At 56.1% G+C, this 18,640-nt stretch carries 19 protein-coding genes; 16 read left to right on the forward strand and 3 right to left on the reverse strand.

Translation table 11 applies throughout. The features are described from left to right. Nucleotides 1-33 precede the first annotated feature (33 nt). Genes MWU61_RS00745 through MWU61_RS00760 form a run of 4 tightly spaced genes read left to right on the forward strand, consistent with a single transcriptional unit; the run spans nucleotide 34 to nucleotide 3,198 of the window. Nucleotides 34-801: an SDR family oxidoreductase gene (locus MWU61_RS00745; RefSeq protein ID WP_247125949.1), complete on the forward strand. Its 768-nt coding sequence runs from the start codon at nucleotides 34-36 to the stop codon at nucleotides 799-801. After that, entirely contained in the window at nucleotides 801-1,298 is a 498-nt protein-coding gene (locus MWU61_RS00750) for a gluconokinase (RefSeq protein ID WP_247125950.1), read from the forward strand. Before MWU61_RS00745 ends, MWU61_RS00750 begins: the two co-directional genes overlap by 1 nt. Further along, a complete protein-coding gene (locus MWU61_RS00755; protein WP_247125951.1) occupies nucleotides 1,295-2,179 on the forward strand; it encodes an NAD(P)-dependent oxidoreductase in 885 nt (294 codons plus the stop codon). Before MWU61_RS00750 ends, MWU61_RS00755 begins: the two co-directional genes overlap by 4 nt. A 5-nt stretch (nucleotides 2,180-2,184) precedes the next feature. Then, nucleotides 2,185-3,198 carry a LacI family DNA-binding transcriptional regulator gene (locus tag MWU61_RS00760; protein ID WP_247125952.1) on the forward strand — a complete coding sequence of 338 codons (1,014 nt, stop codon included), beginning with the start codon at nucleotides 2,185-2,187 and terminating at the stop codon, nucleotides 3,196-3,198. Between the two features lie 62 nt (nucleotides 3,199-3,260). Here the strand turns inward: MWU61_RS00760 and MWU61_RS00765 are convergent, their stop codons facing one another. Together MWU61_RS00765 and MWU61_RS00770 are read right to left on the reverse strand one after the other, a co-directional pair. Beyond that, nucleotides 3,261-3,998 (reverse strand): Bax inhibitor-1/YccA family protein, encoded by a 738-nt coding sequence (locus tag MWU61_RS00765; RefSeq protein ID WP_247125953.1) that lies wholly within the window; start codon nucleotides 3,996-3,998, stop codon nucleotides 3,261-3,263. Nucleotides 3,999-4,187: 189 nt separating this feature from the next. Continuing rightward, complete coding sequence (locus tag MWU61_RS00770; protein ID WP_247127186.1) at nucleotides 4,188-5,147, reverse strand: NADPH:quinone oxidoreductase family protein; 960 nt, start codon at nucleotides 5,145-5,147, stop codon at nucleotides 4,188-4,190. A 285-nt stretch (nucleotides 5,148-5,432) separates the two neighbouring features. Here MWU61_RS00770 and MWU61_RS00775 point away from each other — a divergent pair, with 285 nt between their 5' ends. The 4 genes from MWU61_RS00775 to MWU61_RS00790 all read left to right on the forward strand — a co-directional run bounded on the left by MWU61_RS00775 (nucleotide 5,433) and on the right by MWU61_RS00790 (nucleotide 8,525). Next, nucleotides 5,433-5,807, forward strand: coding sequence for a helix-turn-helix transcriptional regulator (locus tag MWU61_RS00775; protein ID WP_247125954.1), 375 nt, complete (start codon nucleotides 5,433-5,435; stop codon nucleotides 5,805-5,807). Between the two features lie 73 nt (nucleotides 5,808-5,880). After that, entirely contained in the window at nucleotides 5,881-6,684 is an 804-nt protein-coding gene (locus MWU61_RS00780; protein ID WP_247127187.1) for an inositol monophosphatase family protein, read from the forward strand. Further along, the gene (locus MWU61_RS00785) at nucleotides 6,677-8,017 is read left to right on the forward strand and encodes an 8-oxoguanine deaminase (RefSeq protein WP_247125955.1); all 1,341 of its coding nucleotides are present in this window, start codon (nucleotides 6,677-6,679) and stop codon (nucleotides 8,015-8,017) included. Before MWU61_RS00780 ends, MWU61_RS00785 begins: the two co-directional genes overlap by 8 nt. Before the next feature lie 16 nt (nucleotides 8,018-8,033). Then, nucleotides 8,034-8,525, forward strand: coding sequence for a CAP domain-containing protein (locus MWU61_RS00790; protein ID WP_247125956.1), 492 nt, complete (start codon nucleotides 8,034-8,036; stop codon nucleotides 8,523-8,525). Here the strand turns inward: MWU61_RS00790 and guaD are convergent. Continuing rightward, nucleotides 8,522-9,811: a guanine deaminase gene (gene guaD, locus MWU61_RS00795; RefSeq protein ID WP_247125958.1), complete on the reverse strand. Its 1,290-nt coding sequence runs from the start codon at nucleotides 9,809-9,811 to the stop codon at nucleotides 8,522-8,524. The two genes, MWU61_RS00790 and guaD, sit on opposite strands and share 4 nt — an antisense overlap. Nucleotides 9,812-9,910: 99 nt before the next feature. Here guaD and mgtE point away from each other — a divergent pair, with 99 nt between their 5' ends. The 8 genes from mgtE (at nucleotide 9,911) to betC (ending at nucleotide 18,639) form a co-directional block, all read left to right on the forward strand. Further along, nucleotides 9,911-11,296: a magnesium transporter gene (gene mgtE, locus MWU61_RS00800; RefSeq protein WP_247125959.1), complete on the forward strand. Its 1,386-nt coding sequence runs from the start codon at nucleotides 9,911-9,913 to the stop codon at nucleotides 11,294-11,296. Then, nucleotides 11,296-11,847 (forward strand): 5-formyltetrahydrofolate cyclo-ligase, encoded by a 552-nt coding sequence (locus tag MWU61_RS00805; RefSeq protein ID WP_247125961.1) that lies wholly within the window; start codon nucleotides 11,296-11,298, stop codon nucleotides 11,845-11,847. Before mgtE ends, MWU61_RS00805 begins: the two co-directional genes overlap by 1 nt. A gap of 76 nt (nucleotides 11,848-11,923) precedes the next feature. Next, nucleotides 11,924-12,739 carry a TIGR00282 family metallophosphoesterase gene (locus tag MWU61_RS00810; protein ID WP_247125962.1) on the forward strand — a complete coding sequence of 272 codons (816 nt, stop codon included), beginning with the start codon at nucleotides 11,924-11,926 and terminating at the stop codon, nucleotides 12,737-12,739. A 59-nt stretch (nucleotides 12,740-12,798) separates the two neighbouring features. Further along, nucleotides 12,799-14,580 (forward strand): SLC13 family permease, encoded by a 1,782-nt coding sequence (locus MWU61_RS00815; RefSeq protein WP_247125963.1) that lies wholly within the window; start codon nucleotides 12,799-12,801, stop codon nucleotides 14,578-14,580. Between the two features lie 145 nt (nucleotides 14,581-14,725). Further along, a complete protein-coding gene (locus MWU61_RS00820; protein ID WP_247125964.1) occupies nucleotides 14,726-15,475 on the forward strand; it encodes a YebC/PmpR family DNA-binding transcriptional regulator in 750 nt (249 codons plus the stop codon). 90 nt (nucleotides 15,476-15,565) lie between these two features. Continuing rightward, nucleotides 15,566-16,459 carry a DMT family transporter gene (locus tag MWU61_RS00825; protein WP_247125965.1) on the forward strand — a complete coding sequence of 298 codons (894 nt, stop codon included), beginning with the start codon at nucleotides 15,566-15,568 and terminating at the stop codon, nucleotides 16,457-16,459. A 105-nt stretch (nucleotides 16,460-16,564) separates the two neighbouring features. Further along, entirely contained in the window at nucleotides 16,565-17,134 is a 570-nt protein-coding gene (betI, locus tag MWU61_RS00830) for a transcriptional regulator BetI (protein WP_247125966.1), read from the forward strand. Further along, on the forward strand, nucleotides 17,131-18,639 hold the full coding sequence (gene betC / locus MWU61_RS00835; RefSeq protein ID WP_247125967.1) for a choline-sulfatase: 1,509 nt from the start codon (nucleotides 17,131-17,133) through the stop codon (nucleotides 18,637-18,639). Before betI ends, betC begins: the two co-directional genes overlap by 4 nt. Nucleotide 18,640: the final 1 nt, after the last annotated feature.

Below are 18,640 nucleotides of genomic sequence, written 5' to 3' on the forward strand. Positions count from 1 at the left end.
CCAAACCACTTGTCGAGAGTAAAGGAAACGCGGATGAGCACGGCATTATTTGATCTGACAGGCAAGCGCGCCTTGATTACAGGTTCATCCCAAGGGATCGGTTTCGCCTTGGCAAAAGGAATGGCGGCAGCAGGCGCAAGCATTGTTTTGAACGGGCGCGATACCGGGAAACTGGATGCCGCCGCTGCCGCGTTGCGCGAGACGGGTGCGACTGTTGATGTCTTGTCCTTTGATGCGACGGACCATGATGCGGTAAGGGCGGCTGTGGATGGTTTTGAGGCTGAAACCGGCGCGATTGATATCCTTGTGAACAATGCAGGGATGCAGCACCGGACCGCGCTGGAAGATTTTCCGGCTGATGCGTTCGAGCGCCTTTTGCAGACGAATATCGCATCGGTTTTCCACGTTGGCCAAGCCTGCGCGACCCATATGATTAAACGCAAGGCAGGTAAGATCGTGAATATCGCGTCGGTTCAAACGGCACTCGCGCGCCCCGGTATCGCGCCTTACACGGCCACAAAGGGCGCGGTTGCGAACCTGACAAAGGGCATGGCGACCGACTGGGCGCAATATGGTCTGACCTGCAACGCATTGGCGCCGGGGTATTTCGATACGCCGTTGAACGCGGCCCTTGTTGCTGATCCGGAATTTAGCGCGTGGTTGGCCAAGCGCACGCCAGCGGGGCGCTGGGGCAATGTCGAAGAACTGGTTGGCGCGTGCATTTTCTTGAGCTCGGATGCGTCGACTTTTGTGAACGGTCATTGCCTGTTTGTGGACGGCGGCATCACGGCGTCGCTGTAATGTTTTACGTTGTGATGGGCGTATCCGGCTGCGGAAAGTCGTCGATTGGTGCCGCTTTTGCAGATGCAATTGGTGGCGTTTTTGTTGATGGCGACGACCTGCATCCTGTAACAAATGTCGCGAAAATGGCGGCTGGCACGCCGCTGAATGACGCCGACCGCGCGCCGTGGTTGCGCGATGTCGGGGCTGCGTTTCGTGAACATGAAGGTGAAGTGGTGATTGGCTGTTCGGCCTTGAAACGCGCGTACCGTGATATCATTCGTGACGCGGCGGGCGGGCCTGTGGCGTTCCTGCATTTGCATGGTTCTCAAGCCGTTATCGCGGAACGTATGGCCACGCGGGCAGATCATTTTATGCCGACAGCGTTGCTCGACAGTCAGTTTGCCGCACTTGAAATGCCGGACACGGATGAAACGGCTATAACGGTCGATATTGATCAACCGCCCGCTGCGATTGTTGCGGCTTTCGTGGCGAAAACAGGGAAGGATTTCGCATGACGCTTCAAATTGCATTGATCGGGGCAGGGGCTATGGGCGGCGCAATTGGGGCGCGTTTGGTTGAGACTGGGCAGTCTGTTGTGGTCTTTGATCTCGACGCGGACAAAGCCAATGCGTTGATCGCAAAGGGCGCGGTCGGCGCAAATTCAGCGGCAGAGGCCGCGGCCCATGCCGACTACGTCATCACGAGTTTGAATGCGCCGCATATCGTGGAAGCCGCCGTGTTTGGTGAGCACGGTGTCGCTGATGGTGCAAAGCCCGGCACGTTGATCATTGATATGTCGTCAATTGATCCCGATGCCACAAAATCATTTGCGGAACGTGCTGCTGGTCTTGGCCTGCGGTGGGTCGATAGCCCGTTGTCGGGTGGTGCGCCAAAGGTGGCCACTGGTGAACTGACATTGATGGTTGGCGGGGCGGACGACGATTTTGCTGAAGCCCGTGAGGTTCTGCAGCATCTGGCGAGCAATATCACGCATATGGGGCCTGCGGGGGCGGGGCAGACCACAAAGCTGATCAATCAGGTTCTGTGTGGTCTGAATTTTCTTGCGGTGGCTGAAGCCACGCAATTGGCGCTTGATGCGGGCGTCGATGCCGCGAAAATTCCGACTGCCTTGAAAGGCGGGCGGGCGGATAGTGCGATCCTGCAGGAATATATGCCGCGCTTTGTCGCCAAGGATTACCGCCGGACGGGCCGGATCGACAATATGGTGAAAGACCTGAACGGGGCGCAGGACCTTGCGCGTCGCACCAATACCGCGATGCCGATGACGGCGACCTGCGCCGAAGTACACAGGCTTTTGACGGCTGCGGGATTGGGCGGTGAAGATCAGGCGGCGTTGATGGTGTATTTCACGGGCCCGCCAAAGCTGGCGGATTAATTCGGATGAAACGCAGCCCCACGATGAAGGACGTCGCGAAAGCGGCAGGCGTTTCGGTCATGACCGTGAGCCGCGCGTTCAAGCTGGATGCATCGGTCGGGGCGGGGACGCGCGCGCGCATTCAGGAAACGGCGGACGCATTGGGCTATGTGTTCGATAGCACTGCCGCGACCTTGCGGGCGCAGCGCAGCAACTTTGTCGCCGTGACGATCCCGTCGCTAAACAATGCGAACTTTGCAACCATGGTCGAGGCGCTGACGGGTGTTTTGTCGGCGGCAGGTTATCAAGTGCTGCTCGGGCACACGAACTATGACATGCACCGCGAAGAAGAACTGATCGCGGATTTCCTGCAACGCAGACCAGAGGCGATTGTGGTCACAGGTGGGCGGCACACGGCGCGGGCACGCAAGCTGCTTGCCGCTGCTGGCGTGCCAGTGTTCGAAACGTGGGATTTGCCGGATGATCCAATTGGACATGTGGTGGGGTTTTCGAACCGCGCTGTGATTGCGCCGCTTGTGGATCATCTTGTGGGGCTTGGTCACAGCAAGATCGGGTTTATCGGCGGGGATACTGACAGCGATACGCGGGGCGTTGATCGGCGCGCGGGTTTTGTGGCTGCGATGGCGGTGCATGGGCTTGATCCGACGCGGTTGATCGGTTCGGGCGCGCCGCAGAACCCTATGCAGAACGGGGCCAAAGCGATGGCTGCATTGCACGAAGACTGGCCGGATACGACTGCCGTGATTTGTGTGTCTGATCTGGTGGCGTTTGGTGCCCTGTCAGAATGCCAGCGGCGCGGGATTGCGGTACCGGACGATATGGCTGTGGTCGGATTCGGGGCCTACGATATTGCAGGCGCTTGTGTCCCAACGCTGACGACGATTGATCCGCGACCAAATGCGATAGGGCAAACGACGGCGCAGCATGTGATCGCGATGATGAATGGGCCGCAGGATAAAGTGGTGGTTGGGATGGACCCCGTGCTACGGGTCGGTGGATCAACGTTGGTGCAGGCCTAGAACGAAAAAGCCCCGCCAAACGTTGGGTTTGATGGGGCTTCGTATTGTTGTTTTCGTATCTCTTATTCGCGGTTGCCGAGCAACTGCAGCAGGAACATGAACATGTTGATGAAGTCGAGATACAGGTTCAAGGCACCCATGATCGCAGACTTTGCCAACCATTCTTTGTCGCCGTGTGCGGCGTGCGCGATATAGTCGGTTTTGATCTTCTGTGTGTCATAAGCAGTCAAGCCTGCAAAGATCAGCACACCCAAGATGGACACAGCAAACGCGATTGCGCCGGACTGGAACCACAGGTTCGCGATGGACGCGACGATCAGGCCGATCACACCCATGATGAGGAAGCTACCCCATGCAGAGATGTCTTTCTTCGTGGTGTAGCCCCAAAGGGACAGACCCGCGAAAGAGATCGATGTGATCAGGAACACCTGTGCCACCGACATGCCTGTGAAGGCTGCGAAGATCCAGGAAATCGACAGGCCCATCACGGCTGCGAATGCGTAGAAGAACAATTGCGCGCCAGCAGCGGACAATTTGTTGATCGCGGCACCAAAGGCAAAAACCATGCCAAGTGGTGCGAACATTGCGATCCAGCCAAGAATGTTTGGCTGCAATGTGTTTGGGTCGCGAAAGATGCTGAGCAATGCGGGGCTAGAGCCTACGGCCCACGCCACTGCGAATGTGACCAGCATACCTACAGACATCGTGCTGTAGACTTTGTTCATGTGGGCGCGAAGCCCTTCATCAATCGCCGCCGTGCGGACCCCGCCCGCCGTCCGGATTGTTTGATATTCAGCCATGGATACCTCCAAAAAAGAACTGCGGACGCCAAGGACGACGTCTTAGTGTAGATATTGGCAGGGAAGGCCGGTTTTTCAAGGGGGTAAGGTGATGCAAGTGCGTTATTCTGACCGAAATACGCAGGAAAGCCTCACCTTGGTAAATACGGCACTAAAAACGGACCATTCTGCGACAGAAGTTCGGCCAATTTATGGGGTGACGACGACTTTGCCTGTGGATTGACGGCTGCGCAAAAGTTCCAAGGCGTCCGGTGCTTGATCAAGCGGAAGGATATGGCTGACGTGGGGCTTCAGTTTCCCGTCCACGTACATCTGGAATAATTCTGCCATGCTTTCGGTCAATGCATCCGGGCAAAAATTTAAATACCCGCCCCAGTAGAACCCAATGACGGTGATATTTTTCACCAAAATAATATTTGCCGGAATTTGCGGCACTTTGCCGCTTGCGAAACCGATCGTGATGATACGCGCTTCACGGTTGCAAGCGCGTAACGCTGCGTCAAACAGGTCGCCGCCCACTGGATCGTAGACGACATCGGCACCGCCAAGCGCTTTGACTGCTTCTTTGACGTCTTCAACTTTGCTGTCGATGAGGTGGTCGGCGCCAGCCGCTTGCGCATGGGCCAGCTTGTCAGCGCCGCGCGCGACGGCGATCACTTTCGCGCCAAGGGCCTTGCCGATTTCAACAGCAGTCAGGCCAACGCCGCCTGCAGCACCCAAAACCAACAGTGTTTCGCCCGCCTGTAAATTGGCCCGACGCGTCAATGCCAAATGCGATGTGCCGTACGCGACCATGAAACCGGCGGCGATGGAAGGTGGCATGTTTTCAGGGACTTCGCGGCAAAGATCAGCCTGAAAGACGCCCTTGTCAGCCAACCCGCCCGATCCACCAAAAACGACAACACGCGTGCCGATAGCCGGCGATGTGACGCCTTCGCCAAGCGCTGTGACAGTGCCGCAAACCTCCATGCCAAGGGTGAAAGGTACGTTAGGTGTTTCCTGATATGTGCCCTTTGCCATCAAGAGATCGGCGAAGTTCAAACCGCACGCTGCAATGTCTAACTGGACCTGTCCTGATGCAGGTTTCGGGGCCTCGATATCGGCGAAAGACGGTGGATTTTCGTGATCGGTAACAAGGTATGCGCGCATAAAAGGGGATTCCGTCATCGTTTTTCGTTCAGTTCATATTAACCTATATCGGGTAAGACTGAAGGTGAAGCATCCTATCTAGAGCATGTAAAACGACCAAAATGCTGCCGATGAACAATTATACCTGTCCTTAAGGTAAGGTCAGGCGCTGCAACCGTTGCGTGTTTTGTGCTATAAGGTGATTGCACGTTTGTACAAGACAATCCGGGACGGGATGGTCGAGACAAAACAACCTAGTCGTAGCGCTAAACGCCGCGCATGGGACGTGACAGTTAGGAAAATGAAATGAGTCACCCAGTAGACGTACATGTCGGGAAACGCATTCGCCACCGCCGGTGGATGAACGGGACAACACAACAACAGCTTGCCGAAAAAGTCGGCATTAAGTTCCAACAGATTCAAAAGTATGAGACCGGAATGAACCGCGTCAGCGCATCCCGCCTTTGGGATATCGCAAACGTGTTGGGCGTACCTGTGTCATTCTTCTTTGAAGGCATCGAAGATGCTGGCAACCCAGTAGAAACTGGCGCCGCAGATATGCCTTCGGACATTTTGACCGACAAAGAAGCGCTTGAATTGCTGCGGTCATACTACGCGATCCCAGAGAATCAGCGCCGTCGCTTGTTCGATCTTGCGCGCGTACTCAGCGAAGCTGCTTAAACGATTGTTGACCTGACGCGGTCTGGCGGGATACCGCTACATTGACCGCGTCAGGGAGATTTACGTGCAACCGATTGATACCAAAACTCAAAACGATCTTGTACGTGTCGCGCACCTGTTGGCAGACGCCGCCAGGCCAGAAACGCTAAAGCATTTTAGACGGACCGATCTTTCGACCGATAACAAAGATGTCGATGGATACGATCCAGTCACAATCGCCGATAAAGCCGCCGAACAGGTCATGCGCGCAATTCTCGCGGAGGAACGGCCGGACGATGGTATTTTAGGCGAAGAATTCGGCACAAAACCCGGCACATCCGGTTTCACGTGGGTTCTTGACCCGATTGACGGAACGCGTGGATACGTCAGTGGAACCCCGACATGGGGCATTCTGATTTCGGTGGCCAATGCGACTGGCCCACTGTTTGGCGTGATTGACCAACCTTACATCAATGAGCGTTTTGTCGGTGGATTTGGTCAGTCTTCAATGACTGGACCGCTTGGGGAACGTCCGCTCGGAACACGGAAATCGGTTGCGATTGGCGAAGCGCGTTTGCTGACGACATTCCCTGAAGTCGGGACAGCCGCCGACGCAAAAGCATTTCGCAAAGTCGCGGAACAGGTTCAGCTGACCCGCTATGGGATGGATTGTTATGGCTACGCATTGCTGGCGGCGGGTCAGGTCGATCTTGTGATCGAAGCGGGTCTTCACCCTTATGATATCCATGCGCCAATCGCCGTGATCAAAGCTGCGGGCGGCGTTGTTTCGAATTGGCAAGGCGGTGCTGCGCATAATGGCGGGCGCGTTATTGCGGCCGCGAACAGCGAAATTCACGCCTTGGCGCTATCTATTCTTCAGGACAGTATCGATGGCTAACACGCTGATAAAGAACGCCCAGATTGTTCTAACGATGAACGATGGCAGGGCGGAAATTTCAGATTGTGACATCCATATCAGCGATGGCGTGATTGCGGCGGTCGGACAGAACCTGTCTGTGGCGGACGCCGAGATCGTCAATGCCGCGGGTTGCGTTGTGACACCAGGGTTGGTGAACACGCATCATCATTTATACCAGACGCTGACCCGCGCGGTGCCCGGTGGGCAAGATGCGTTGCTGTTTGGGTGGTTGCAGACGCTCTATCCGATTTGGTCCAAGTTTGGCCCCGAAGAGATGTTCGTTTCTGCCCAGATCGGGTTGGCTGAATTGGCCTTGTCCGGTTGTACGATGACGTCGGATCATCTGTACCTTTATCCCAACGGGTCCCGCTTGGACGACACGATTGCCGCTGCCGCAGAGGTCGGCATTCGGTTTCATCCGACGCGTGGCGCGATGAGCATCGGGGAAAGCGACGGCGGCCTGCCGCCTGATCACTTGGTGGAAGATGAAGCCGCCATTCTGAACGACAGTATTCGTGTGATTGATGCGTTTCATGACCCAAGTCCGGGGGCGATGGTGCGTGTCGGCGTGGCGCCCTGTTCCCCGTTTTCGGTTAGCCGCGAATTGATGCGCGACGCCGCTATTCTGGCGCGGGACAAGGGCGTGATGATGCACACGCATCTAGCTGAAAACGATGAAGATATCGCCTATTCGCTGTCTCAATTCGGGTGCCGCCCGGGGCAATATGCCGAAGATTTGGGTTGGACCGGCGATGATGTGTGGCATGCGCATTGTGTCAAATTGGATGACCGCGAGATTGATCTGTTTGCGCGCAGCCGGACGGGTGTCGCGCATTGCCCATGTTCGAATTGCCGCCTTGGGTCCGGGATCGCGCCTGTGCGTGCGATGCGGGATGCGGGCGTGCCTGTTGGGCTGGGTGTCGATGGATCGGCGAGCAACGATGTCGGCAATCTGATGTCGGAGGCGCGTCAAACGATGTTGCTGCAACGCGTGGCAAACGGGGCTGATGCGATGAGCGCGCGTGAAGCGCTTGAAATTGCCACGCGCGGTGGTGCGCAGGTTTTGGGGCGCGATGATTGCGGTCAGATTGCAGTTGGCAAACGCGCGGACATTGCGATTTGGGACGTGAGCGGCGTTGAAAGTGCGGGTAGCTGGGATCCTGCGGCGCTGATTTTGGCCGGACCGGCGAAAGTTCGCGATCTTTTTGTCGAAGGTCGGCAAATCGTGGCTGACACAAGAATGGTTTCATTCGGTCTTAATGAAGCCATCGTAAGACAGAATAAGTTAGCGCGAAAGCTAGCTGAAATCTGATCGACGGACCAAACTTATGCGAATTTTGATGATGATGGGCCTGTGTGCCTCTTTGATGGGCTGCATTATTGTGCCTGTTCCCGTGACCGTATCCTCGGGGTCGTATCGCCCGAGCGAAGCACCGTTGGCCGCAACCGCCCCCGCGATTGCCGGGTTTGATCGTCAATTTGCAGCGTTGCGGGCCCAAAATGGGTTGCCGCCGTTGCGGTCTAATGCGGGGCTAGATGCGTCCGCATTGGCGCATAGTGTCGATATGCGCGCGTATAACTACGTTTCCCACGAAGATCGCAATGGCCTGCGGGCACAGGGCCGTGTGCATCGTGCGGGTGTCACGCGGTGTGGGATCGGCGAAAACATCGCGCAAGGCCAGAAATCTGTCGAAGAAGCGATCGCTGCTTGGATGAATTCGCCAGGCCATCGCCGCAACATGTTGAACCGCAACTACGCCAGCTATGGTATTGGTCGGGCAGGGGATTACTGGACGCTTGTCTTCGCGCTGCCTTGTTAAGTCACGCGGGAACCTGCCACCCACACATCTTTGATGGACCGGTCGTCCCCCATCATGATGGTCGGAAATAGCTGATCCCAAACGTTTTCCGCTGATTTGACCCGTTGGGCGATCAGCGGGGTCGCGGCAAGGTCAAGTACGGTGATGTCGGCCATGGCACCTGTCCCGAGGTGCCCGATCTGGCCTGATTGATGCAGCGTCGCCGCCGATCCTTCGGTTGCCAACCACATCAATTGGGCCGCATGCAAGACGTCGCCGCGCAACTGGCCGATTTCGTAGGCCGCGGCCATCGTGCGGAGCATCGAAAATGATGACCCACCCCCCGTGTCCGTTGCCAGCCCCATCGCCACGCCCGCGCGGGCCAAGCCAAGCACATCGCATAGGCCCGATCCGATAAAGGTATTTGATGTCGGGCAGTGCACGACGGCTGCGCCCACCTCTGCCAAGCGATCAATTTCTCGCGGTTCAAGGTAGATCGAATGGCCGTAGAGCCCCTTTGCCCCCAACAGGCCGTGCGTTTCGTAGGTATCAAGGTAGTCGCGAGACGTCGGATACAGGTCCTTGACCCACGCGATTTCAGGCAGTTGTTCGCTGAGATGTGTTTGCATCAGGCAGTCAGGGTTTTCAGCCCACAGATCGCCCAATACCTGCAATTGGTCCGGTGTTGATGTCGGTGAAAAGCGTGGCGTGATCGCGTAGGTCGCGCGACCTATGCCGTGCCACTTTTCCAGCAGTGCTTTGCTGTCGTCATAAGCTGACTGCACTGTATCGACCAAAGTGTCAGGCGCGTTGCGATCCATGCAGGTTTTACCCGCGACCACAGCCATATTGCGTTGGGCTGCAGCCCCGAAAAATGCGTCGACGCTTTCAGGATGAATGGTGCAGAAACTGGTCAGCGTTGTGGTGCCGTGCGCCAGTGCCAAGTCAAGCGTGTCGGCGGCCACGGCATCTGCATAAGCGCGATCACCAAAGCGGGATTCTTCTGGAAATGTGTAGGTGTTGAGCCAATCGATCAGCTGTTTGCCCCAGCTCGCGATCATCCGCGTTTGCGGATAATGCATGTGCGCATCGACAAATCCGGCGTGGATCAACGCGTCGCCATAATCAACAATTGTAGCGTCGGGATGGGCGCGTTTCAGCGTGTCGGCATTGTCCACTGCCGTAATCCGGTCACCAGTGATCAGCACACCGCCTGCGCTATTGTGATGCGTCACATTTTCCCACGGCGTCAGCAATGGATTGCCCGAGAACGACAGTGTTTGTCCAAGAAGAAGATATTGTTTCATGCCACTGACCTACGACCGAAATCAGCGGACGTAAATCGGTGAAACCCATTGTGAACGTTTGGCGTTCGACTATGTTGCGAACAAATGCAGGAGGCGGGCATGACAGACTCAGACCAATTCACGCCAGACGCCGAAGACGAAGCATTCGGTATCAACGACTTATTCGTCGATGAAGTTCTTGAAGCGATTGAAAACCGCGATTCCGTCGCGTTGGACGGCATGTTGGAAGACGTCCACCCTGCCGACATCGCGCATTTGATCGAAGTGATCGACGGCCGCCGCCGGACCGAATTGTTGACCCTTTGGAAAGGCGGGCTCGACGGTGAAGTGCTGTCAGAGCTGGATGAAAACCTACGTGAAGAGGTGATCGACAGCCTCGCACCCGCCGAATTGGTAGAGGCGGTGCGCGAGTTGGACAGCGATGACGTCGTTGATCTGGTCGAAGATCTGGGGTCAGAGCAACAAGAAGCTGTTCTGGGTGCATTGGACGCCCCTGATCGTGTCGCGGTCGAAAAGGCGTTGGCCTATCCGGAAGAATCCGCTGGTCGTCACATGCAGGTGGAATTGGTGCGTGCGCCTACCCATTGGAATGTGGGCGAGGCGATTGATTACCTGCGATCCGACGACAACACTTTGCCGGACCAGTTCTATCATCTGATCCTTGTTGATCCACGGATGAAGGCGGTGGGATATGTGACGCTTGGCCGGATTTTGTCGACCCGCCGCGATGTGAAACTGCTTGATATCGCAGAGGATAGTTTCCGCACCTTCAACGTGAACCAAGACGTGGAAGAGGTCGCGAATGCGATCAACCACTACCACATGATCACGGCCCCAGTGGTGGATGATGACGACCGGATCGTCGGTGTGATCACGATTGATGACGCGATGGCCTTTATCGAAGAAGAGGCCGAAGAAGATTTGATGCGCTTGGCCGGCGTTGGCGAAGGCAGTTTGTCCGACAGGGTCATCGACACCACAAAACAGCGATTTCCGTGGCTGGCTGTTAACCTTGTGACCGCTATTTTTGCGTCTTTGGTCATTTCGTTATTTGAGGGCACGTTGCAGCAATCTGTGGCGCTGGCTGTCCTGATGCCCATTGTGGCGTCGATGGGCGGGAACGCTGGTACGCAATCGTTGACGGTGGCGGTGCGCGCACTTGCGACGCGTGATTTGACCAGTTCAAACGTGTGGCGGGTTATCCGTCGTGAAGCGTTGGTCGGCCTGATCAACGGTGCTATTTTTGCGGTCGTGATGGGCGTAATTGGCGCGGTTTGGTTTGGCACGCCGATGTTGGGTGTCGTGATTGCAGCGGCGATGGTGATTAACTTAATCGTGGCAGGCTTAGCCGGCACGATGGTCCCCGTGGTGTTGGAAAAAGTAGGGGTCGATCCCGCGCTGGCGTCCGGTGCCTTTGTGACGACGGTAACCGATGTTGTTGGTTTCTTTGCCTTTTTGGGGCTGGCTGCGATGTGGTTGTTGTAATGGATCTGGCGGACGTAAAAGTAAAAGCACGTAAGGCCGCCTTTGCCCGTCGTAAGGTTGTGCATGATCTGGGGCAGGGGACGGCTGGATATCTGTCCGAGGTTTTGGCGGGCTACCGCGGCGTGCCTGTCGCTGGTTATATGGCGATGCGGACTGAAATTGACCCAAGTGCTGCGATGGAAGAGGCCGCCGCACATGGACCCGTCGGCGTTCCGGTGATCATCGGCGCGGGGCAACCGTTGAAGTTCCGGCAATGGACTCCGGACAGTGTTATGGTTCCGGGTACATTTGGTGCCGCAATTCCCGAGGCGGGTGACTGGATCACGCCCGAAATCGTGATTGTCCCCTTGGTGGCTTTCGATAAGGCCGGCGGGCGTTTGGGATATGGCGGCGGTTTTTATGATCGGACGCTGGAACAACTGCGTGCAAAACAGCCCACGCTTGCGATTGGTTTTGCCTATGCGGATCAAGAGGCGGATGATTTGCCGTTGGAAGCCACGGACCAGCCGCTGGATTTGATTGTGACGGAACGTGGAGTGATCCAACCCTAGTCACGCACGCTGATTTTTCGCGGAAAAGGGTACGAATTTCCTAGAAAATTCGATCCCTAGCCCATAAGGCAGTGCTATGAAAATACTGTTTCTTGGCGACGTTATGGGTCGCGCGGGCCGTGCGGCCATCACTGAACATCTGCCACGTTTGCGGGCCGAATGGGCGCTGGATTTTGTTGTTGTGAACGGCGAAAATGCGACCTCTGGCATGGGCCTGTCCGGCGCACATGCTGAACTGATTTTTGCGGCTGGTGCAGATGTTGTGACCTTGGGCGATCATGCCTTCGATCAAAAGGACATGCTGACATATATCGAGAAAGAAACGCGGATCATCCGCCCGATGAATTTCTCGAAAAAGGCACCGGGCATTGGCGCGCGCGTGTTCGAAGCCACGCGTGGTCGCAAAGTGTTGGTTACGCAGGTCTTGGGCCAAGTTTTCATGAAACGCCCCTTTGATGACCCGTTTTCTGCCCTTGATGCGACGCTGCGCCAGTATCCGATTGGCGGTCAGGTTCAAGCCAGCCTTGTTGATATCCACTGCGAAGCGACGTCCGAAAAGATGGCCGTTGGTCATTTCTGCGATGGTCGTGCCAGCATCGTTGTGGGCACGCATACGCATGTGCCGACGGCTGACGCGATGATCTTGCCGCGCGGGACTGCGTATTTGTCGGATGCGGGCATGTGTGGCGATTATGATTCCGTGATCGGCATGGAAAAAGAAGAACCTCTGCGGCGCTTTATCACGGGCATGCCCAAGGCGCGGTTCACCCCTGCGGCGGGCGAGGCCACGCTGAGCGGGCTATATGTCGAAACCGATGACCTGACAGGCAAGGCAACACGCGTTGAAATGGTGCGCCAAGGTGGACGGCTTGCCCAAGCGGGACCTGCCTGACGACGCTTGCAAGCCTGTGCGCAAAGCGTAACACTGTGAAGCGAGCATAGGGCAGCATCATGACCGACTTTTCCTTCCTATCCGATACGCAGGCCGCCCTTTTGACGTTGGCTGTCGTCGTCGGCATGTTCGGGATGTTCCTGAAAGAGGTGTATCCGACCGAAGTCGTGGCCATGATCGGTGTGTCGATCCTGTTGGTTGCGGGTGTTTTGTCTTACGACGATGCGGTAAACGCCTTGGCCAATCCTGCCCCTTGGACGATCGCCGCGATGTTCATCATTGTGGGTGCCTTGGTCCGCACAGGGGCGCTGAATGCGCTGACCGAAATTGCGGAACGGCAAGCCAAAATCAATCCGGCCCGCGCGATTGCGGGATCACTGGTTTTTGTGGCCTTTGCCAGTGCGATTATGAACAACACGCCGCTTGTCGTTGTCATGATCCCAGTGTTCATCCAGCTTGCGCGAACCTTGGGAACAACGGCGTCTAAGCTGCTGATCCCGCTGAGTTATGCCGCGATTGTCGGCGGGACGATGACGCTGCTTGGAACATCGACCAACTTGCTTGTCGATGGTGTTGCACGTGCGTCCGGGCTGGAGCCGTTCAGCATCCTCGAAATCACGCCAATCGGATTGGTCGTCGTGACATGGACGTTCATTTACCTTTATTTTGCAGGGCCGCGTCTGCTGCCAGAACGTGCGTCGATGGGTCAAATGCTGTCCGACCGGTCGAAGATGCGGTTCTTTACGGAGGCCATTATTCCGCCCGATAGTAACCTGATCGGTCGCCAAGCCACAGACGTGAAACTGTTCCAACGGGACGGTGTGCGGTTGATCGATATCGTCCGTGGTGATGCGTCGTTGCGGCGCAATATGGACGATGTGGAACTTCAAATCGGGGATCGCGTGATCCTTCGTACTGCGATGACAGAACTTTTGTCACTTCAGGCCACGAAGGATCTGCGCCGTGTCGACCAATTGTCTGCGGTAGAAACCACGACTGTTGAAGTGTTGATCACACCAAACTGCCGGATGGTCGGGCGCACCTTGGCTTCCCTGCGGCTGCGGCGTCGCTATGCGGTCTATACGCTGGCGGTCCATCGTCGTGACGCGAACATCAATCGCCAAATTGATGATATCGTTGTTAAAGTTGGCGACACACTTTTGCTTGAAGGATCGCCAGAGGATATCCAGCGCCTTTCTGACGACATGAATCTTGGTGACGTTTCCAAACCTTCGGCGCGAGCTTTCCGGCGTGAAAAATCGTGGATCGCGATGGCTGTGCTTGCGGGTGTTGTCATGCTTGCCGCAATGAATGTCGCGCCGATTTTGATGCTGGCGATGATCGGCGTGACGATTGTTTTGATGACGGGCTGCATTGATGCCGAAGAAGCGTTTTCTTACATAGATGGTCGCCTGCTTGCGTTGATCTTCGCCATGCTCGGGGTTGGTGCCGCACTACAATCGTCCGGGGCGGTCGAGTTGGTCGCGGATTCGCTGTCGCCTGTTATGCTGGCCTTGCCGCCGTTCTTTGTAGTGTTGGCCGTTTACCTGCTGTCCAGTCTTCTGACGGAATTAGTCAGCAACAATGCCGTTGCGGTTGTTATGACACCTATCGCAATCGGTTTGGCATCAGCACTTGGCGTTGACGCGCGCCCGCTCGTGGTCGCCGTTATGGTCGCGGCGTCAGCCAGTTTTGCGACGCCAATCGGTTATCAAACGAACACGCTGGTCTACGGGCCAGGCGGGTACAAATTCAGCGATTTCCTGAAATTCGGGGTCCCGCTGAACTTGTCGCTCGCGCCCATTGTGTCCTTCGTGATCCCGTTCATCTGGCCGCTCTGATCTTCTTTTGGCCTGAAATATCCTGGGGGAGCACGCAAGTGCGGGGGCAAAGCCCCCATTGACGTTGCAACACACCCCTTCGGTGCCCTATAGAGGCGCAGATTTATGACAGTACAGCCGACAGGTAAGACAAAGGGGATTTCCCATGGCAGGCCATTCCAAATGGGCGAATATTCAGCACCGTAAAGGGCGTCAGGACAAAATCCGCGCCAAGGTGTTCTCGAAAATGAGTAAAGAAATCACTGTCGCCGCCAAAATGGGCGACCCTGATCCGGATAAAAACCCGCGCTTGCGGATGGCGGTAAAAGAAGCGAAATCTGTTTCTGTGCCAAAGGACGTGATTGATCGCGCGATCAACAAAGCCACTGGTGGTGATGCGGAAAACTACGATGAAATCCGCTATGAAGGCTACGGTCCAAACGGCGTCGCTGTAATTGTCGAGGCGATGACCGACAACCGCAACCGGACCGCGTCAACGGTGCGGTCGACGTTCACGAAAAACGGCGGCAACTTGGGCGAAACGGGGTCTGTTGGCTTCATGTTCGACCGTAAGGGCATGGTCACATATCCGGCGTCAGTCGGCGATGCGGACACTGTGATGATGGCAGCCCTCGAAGCTGGCGCAGAAGACGTCGAAAGCGATGAAGAAGGCCACGTGATCTACACAGGCGACACCGATTTGCACGAAGTGTCGAACGCGTTGGAGGCTGATTTGGGCGAAAGCGAAAGTTCGAAACTGATCTGGAAGCCGAATATCCAGACTGATCTGGATCTTGAAAGCCTGACCAAGCTGATGAAGCTGGTAGAAGCGCTGGAAGATGATGACGATGTGCAAACCGTCACAACCAACTTTGAAGCGTCTGACGAAGTCATGGCCGCCTACGCTGAAAGCTAAGTGCGACCACGATCTATCGCGAAAATTTTGGGGCGGACCGTTATCGGTTCGCCTCTTGTCATTTGGTGGGGCAGGTGTCACCGCTAGGCCATGACAAACCCGCGTCCCGCACTTGGCATTTTTTGGATGGTGATGACCGGCCTCAACTTTGTGGCCGTGACGGCGCTGGTGAAGCACGTCGGGTCGGACGTGCCTGCCGCGCAAGGCGCTTTTCTGCGTTATGTACTTGGTCTTGTCTTCCTCATTCCGATGATCCGGCCCATTCTGGCGGCCCGTTTGACCGGTCGTCAGCTGAAGCTGTTCGCGATGCGCGGCGTGGCGCATACGCTTGCCGTCATTCTGTGGTTCTTTGCCATGGCGCGCATTCCGATCGCCGAAGTGACCGCGATGAATTACCTTTCCCCGATCTATGTCACGATCGGTGCGACCCTGTTTTTGAAAGAGAAATTGCCACCCCGCCGGTTAGCGGCTGTGATTATCGCCTTAATCGGCGCCATGATTATTCTGCGTCCGGGCATCAAAGCGGTCGAAGAAGGGCACATTGCCATGATCGGCACGGCGCTTTTGTTTGCGGTCGGATACCTTGTTGCGAAGCAATTGTCGGGCGAGGTTTCTCCGGCTGTTGTCGTTGGGATGTTGTCGGTGACCGTGACAATCGGTCTGGCACCTTTTGCGATTGCGGTTTGGGTCACGCCGACGCTTGCGCAACTGGGCTGGCTGTTTTTGGTCGCCTGCTTTGCGACCGCTGGTCATTACACGATGACATTGGCCTTCGCGGCCGCCCCATTGACGGTCACGCAACCTGTCACGTTCCTACAATTGATCTGGGCGGTTTTGCTTGGGTTTCTGGTCTTTGACGAAGCCGTGGATGGCTGGGTTGTGGTGGGTGGTTTGGTCATCATGGCGTCCGTTAGCTTTATCACATGGCGCGAAGCCGTCGCCCGTCGATCCGTGACGCCGTCAGTACCCGCGACAAAACTCTGATCCAATGAAAACCTGCGATGTGGGTCTTCAGCTCATTTCGCGCGGATTTTTTATTGATTGACGAGTCAATTAAAATAATGCGAGAGGTCGGGAAAGGAGCCTTCAATGCCTAAAATCGGAATGGAACCCATCAGACGCGCAGCTTTGGTCGAAGCGACGATTGCTGAAATCGGCGCGGCGGGATCGCTTGATGTGACGGTTAGCAAGATTGCTAAGCGTGCTGGCATGTCGTCCGCGTTGGCCCACCATTACTTTGGTGGCAAGGACCAGATTTTTGTCGCAGCCATGCGCCATATTCTGACGGAGTACGGGGCTGAGGTGCGTGCGGAGCTAGCAAAGGCAAAGACACCTGCTGGGCGGGCACAGGCAATTATCCGTGCCAGTTTTGCTGCATCCTGCTTTGCACCAGCCACGGTCAGCGCATGGATGACGTTTTACGCGCAGGCCCAGACAAATCCTGACGCCTTGCATTTGCTGCGGATTTATCAAAAACGACTTCGCTCAAACCTGACGGATGCCTTGCGTCCGATGTGCGAAGATCCACAAGCGGCGGCCGACATGTTGGCCGCGCTGATCGACGGATTGTATATCCGCGCGACCCTAACGGGGCCGGACGCGAACCCTGAAGGCCAAGCTTTGGCGCTACTTTCCTCTTTAACAAAAGGTGCTGCATGACCAAGCCAAATATCCTGATAATCATGGTGGACCAACTAAACGGGACATTGTTTCCCGACGGTCCTGCGGACTGGTTGCATGCGCCGAACATGAAGAAACTGGCCGCAAAATCCACACGGTTCCAGCAGTGTTACACGGCGTCCCCGCTGTGCGCGCCGGGGCGTGCGTCGTTCATGACTGGCCAGTTGCCGTCGCGGACGGGTGTGTATGACAATGCCGCTGAATTTGCGTCCAGTTTGCCAACCTATGCCCATCACTTGCGCCGCGCTGGGTATCAGACATGTCTGTCCGGCAAGATGCACTTTGTTGGCCCCGATCAGTTGCACGGTTTCGAAGAACGCCTGACGACTGACATCTACCCACCCGATTTTGGTTGGACACCCGATTACCGCAAACCAGGTGAACGGATTGACTGGTGGTATCACAACATGGGGTCTGTGACGGGTGCTGGCGTTGCTGAAATCAGCAACCAGATGGAATACGATGACGAGGTGGCGTATCACGCGACCCGCAAGTTGTATGACCTGTCCCGCGGGCATGACGACCGTCCGTGGTGCTTGACCGTCAGCTTCACACATCCGCATGATCCGTACGTGACCCGCAAGAAATACTGGGACCTTTACGAGGATTGCGACCACCTGATGCCAGAAATTGGGCCGATCCCGTACGAAGATCAGGACGCCCATTCCCAGCGTATTCTGGACGCGAACGACCGCGATAATTTCAACATCACGGAAGACATGATCAAACGGGCGCGGCGGGCCTATTTTGCGAATATTTCCTACCTTGATGATAAGGTTGGTGAATTGCTGCAAACGCTTGAAGACACGCGGCAAGAAGCAACGATCCTGTTTGTGTCCGATCACGGCGATATGCTGGGCGAACGCGGGCTTTGGTTCAAAATGTCCTTCTACGACGGGTCCGCCCGCGTGCCGATGATGATCAGCAGCCCTGATATGGAACCGGGGTTGGTCACGACGCCCGTTTCCAACATCGACGTCTGTCCGACGCTGTGTGATTTGGCCAATATTGACATGTCTGAGGTGATGCCGTGGACGCGGGGCGAGAGCATCAAGCCGCTTGGGCAAGGTGCCACGCGCGACACACCTGTCGCGATGGAATACGCGGCAGAGGCATCTTATGCGCCTGTCGTATCCCTGCGGTATGGTAAGTGGAAGTTCAACATGTGCAGCCTTGATCCCGATCAGCTGTTTGACATGGAAAACGACCCGCATGAGTTGACGAACCTTGCGGATCATCCCGATCACCAAGGCACGTTAACCACGATCAAAGCCAAAGCTGAAAAGCGCTGGGATCTTGCAGCGTTTGATGCGGACGTCCGACATTCCCAAGCGGGCCGCTGGGTTGTCTACGAATCCTTGCGCAATGGCGCCTATTTTCCGTGGGATTTCCAGCCGCTGCAAAAAGCGTCCGAACGGTACATGCGCAATCACATGGACCTGAATGTTCTCGAAGAAAATCAACGGTTTCCAAGGGGTGAATGAC

The sequence above is a fragment of the Loktanella sp. F6476L genome (assembly GCF_023015725.1).
Taxonomy (GTDB): Bacteria; Pseudomonadota; Alphaproteobacteria; order Rhodobacterales; family Rhodobacteraceae; genus Yoonia.

Bases quoted from the DNA above. Each gene is read 5' to 3' on its own strand.
- MWU61_RS00745 (WP_247125949.1), top strand. From the start codon at position 34: ATGAGCACGGCATTATTTGATCTGACAGGCAAGCGCGCCTTGATTACA.
- MWU61_RS00750 (WP_247125950.1), top strand. From the start codon at position 801: ATGTTTTACGTTGTGATGGGCGTATCCGGCTGCGGAAAGTCGTCGATT.
- MWU61_RS00755 (WP_247125951.1), top strand. From the start codon at position 1,295: ATGACGCTTCAAATTGCATTGATCGGGGCAGGGGCTATGGGCGGCGCA.
- MWU61_RS00760 (WP_247125952.1), top strand. From the start codon at position 2,185: ATGAAACGCAGCCCCACGATGAAGGACGTCGCGAAAGCGGCAGGCGTT.
- MWU61_RS00765 (WP_247125953.1), bottom strand. From the start codon at position 3,998: ATGGCTGAATATCAAACAATCCGGACGGCGGGCGGGGTCCGCACGGCG.
- MWU61_RS00770 (WP_247127186.1), bottom strand. From the start codon at position 5,147: ATGCGCGCATACCTTGTTACCGATCACGAAAATCCACCGTCTTTCGCC.
- MWU61_RS00775 (WP_247125954.1), top strand. From the start codon at position 5,433: ATGAGTCACCCAGTAGACGTACATGTCGGGAAACGCATTCGCCACCGC.
- MWU61_RS00785 (WP_247125955.1), top strand. From the start codon at position 6,677: ATGGCTAACACGCTGATAAAGAACGCCCAGATTGTTCTAACGATGAAC.
- MWU61_RS00790 (WP_247125956.1), top strand. From the start codon at position 8,034: ATGCGAATTTTGATGATGATGGGCCTGTGTGCCTCTTTGATGGGCTGC.
- guaD (WP_247125958.1), bottom strand. From the start codon at position 9,811: ATGAAACAATATCTTCTTCTTGGACAAACACTGTCGTTCTCGGGCAAT.
- mgtE (WP_247125959.1), top strand. From the start codon at position 9,911: ATGACAGACTCAGACCAATTCACGCCAGACGCCGAAGACGAAGCATTC.
- MWU61_RS00805 (WP_247125961.1), top strand. From the start codon at position 11,296: ATGGATCTGGCGGACGTAAAAGTAAAAGCACGTAAGGCCGCCTTTGCC.
- MWU61_RS00810 (WP_247125962.1), top strand. From the start codon at position 11,924: ATGAAAATACTGTTTCTTGGCGACGTTATGGGTCGCGCGGGCCGTGCG.
- MWU61_RS00815 (WP_247125963.1), top strand. From the start codon at position 12,799: ATGACCGACTTTTCCTTCCTATCCGATACGCAGGCCGCCCTTTTGACG.
- MWU61_RS00820 (WP_247125964.1), top strand. From the start codon at position 14,726: ATGGCAGGCCATTCCAAATGGGCGAATATTCAGCACCGTAAAGGGCGT.
- MWU61_RS00825 (WP_247125965.1), top strand. From the start codon at position 15,566: ATGACAAACCCGCGTCCCGCACTTGGCATTTTTTGGATGGTGATGACC.
- betI (WP_247125966.1), top strand. From the start codon at position 16,565: ATGCCTAAAATCGGAATGGAACCCATCAGACGCGCAGCTTTGGTCGAA.
- betC (WP_247125967.1), top strand. From the start codon at position 17,131: ATGACCAAGCCAAATATCCTGATAATCATGGTGGACCAACTAAACGGG.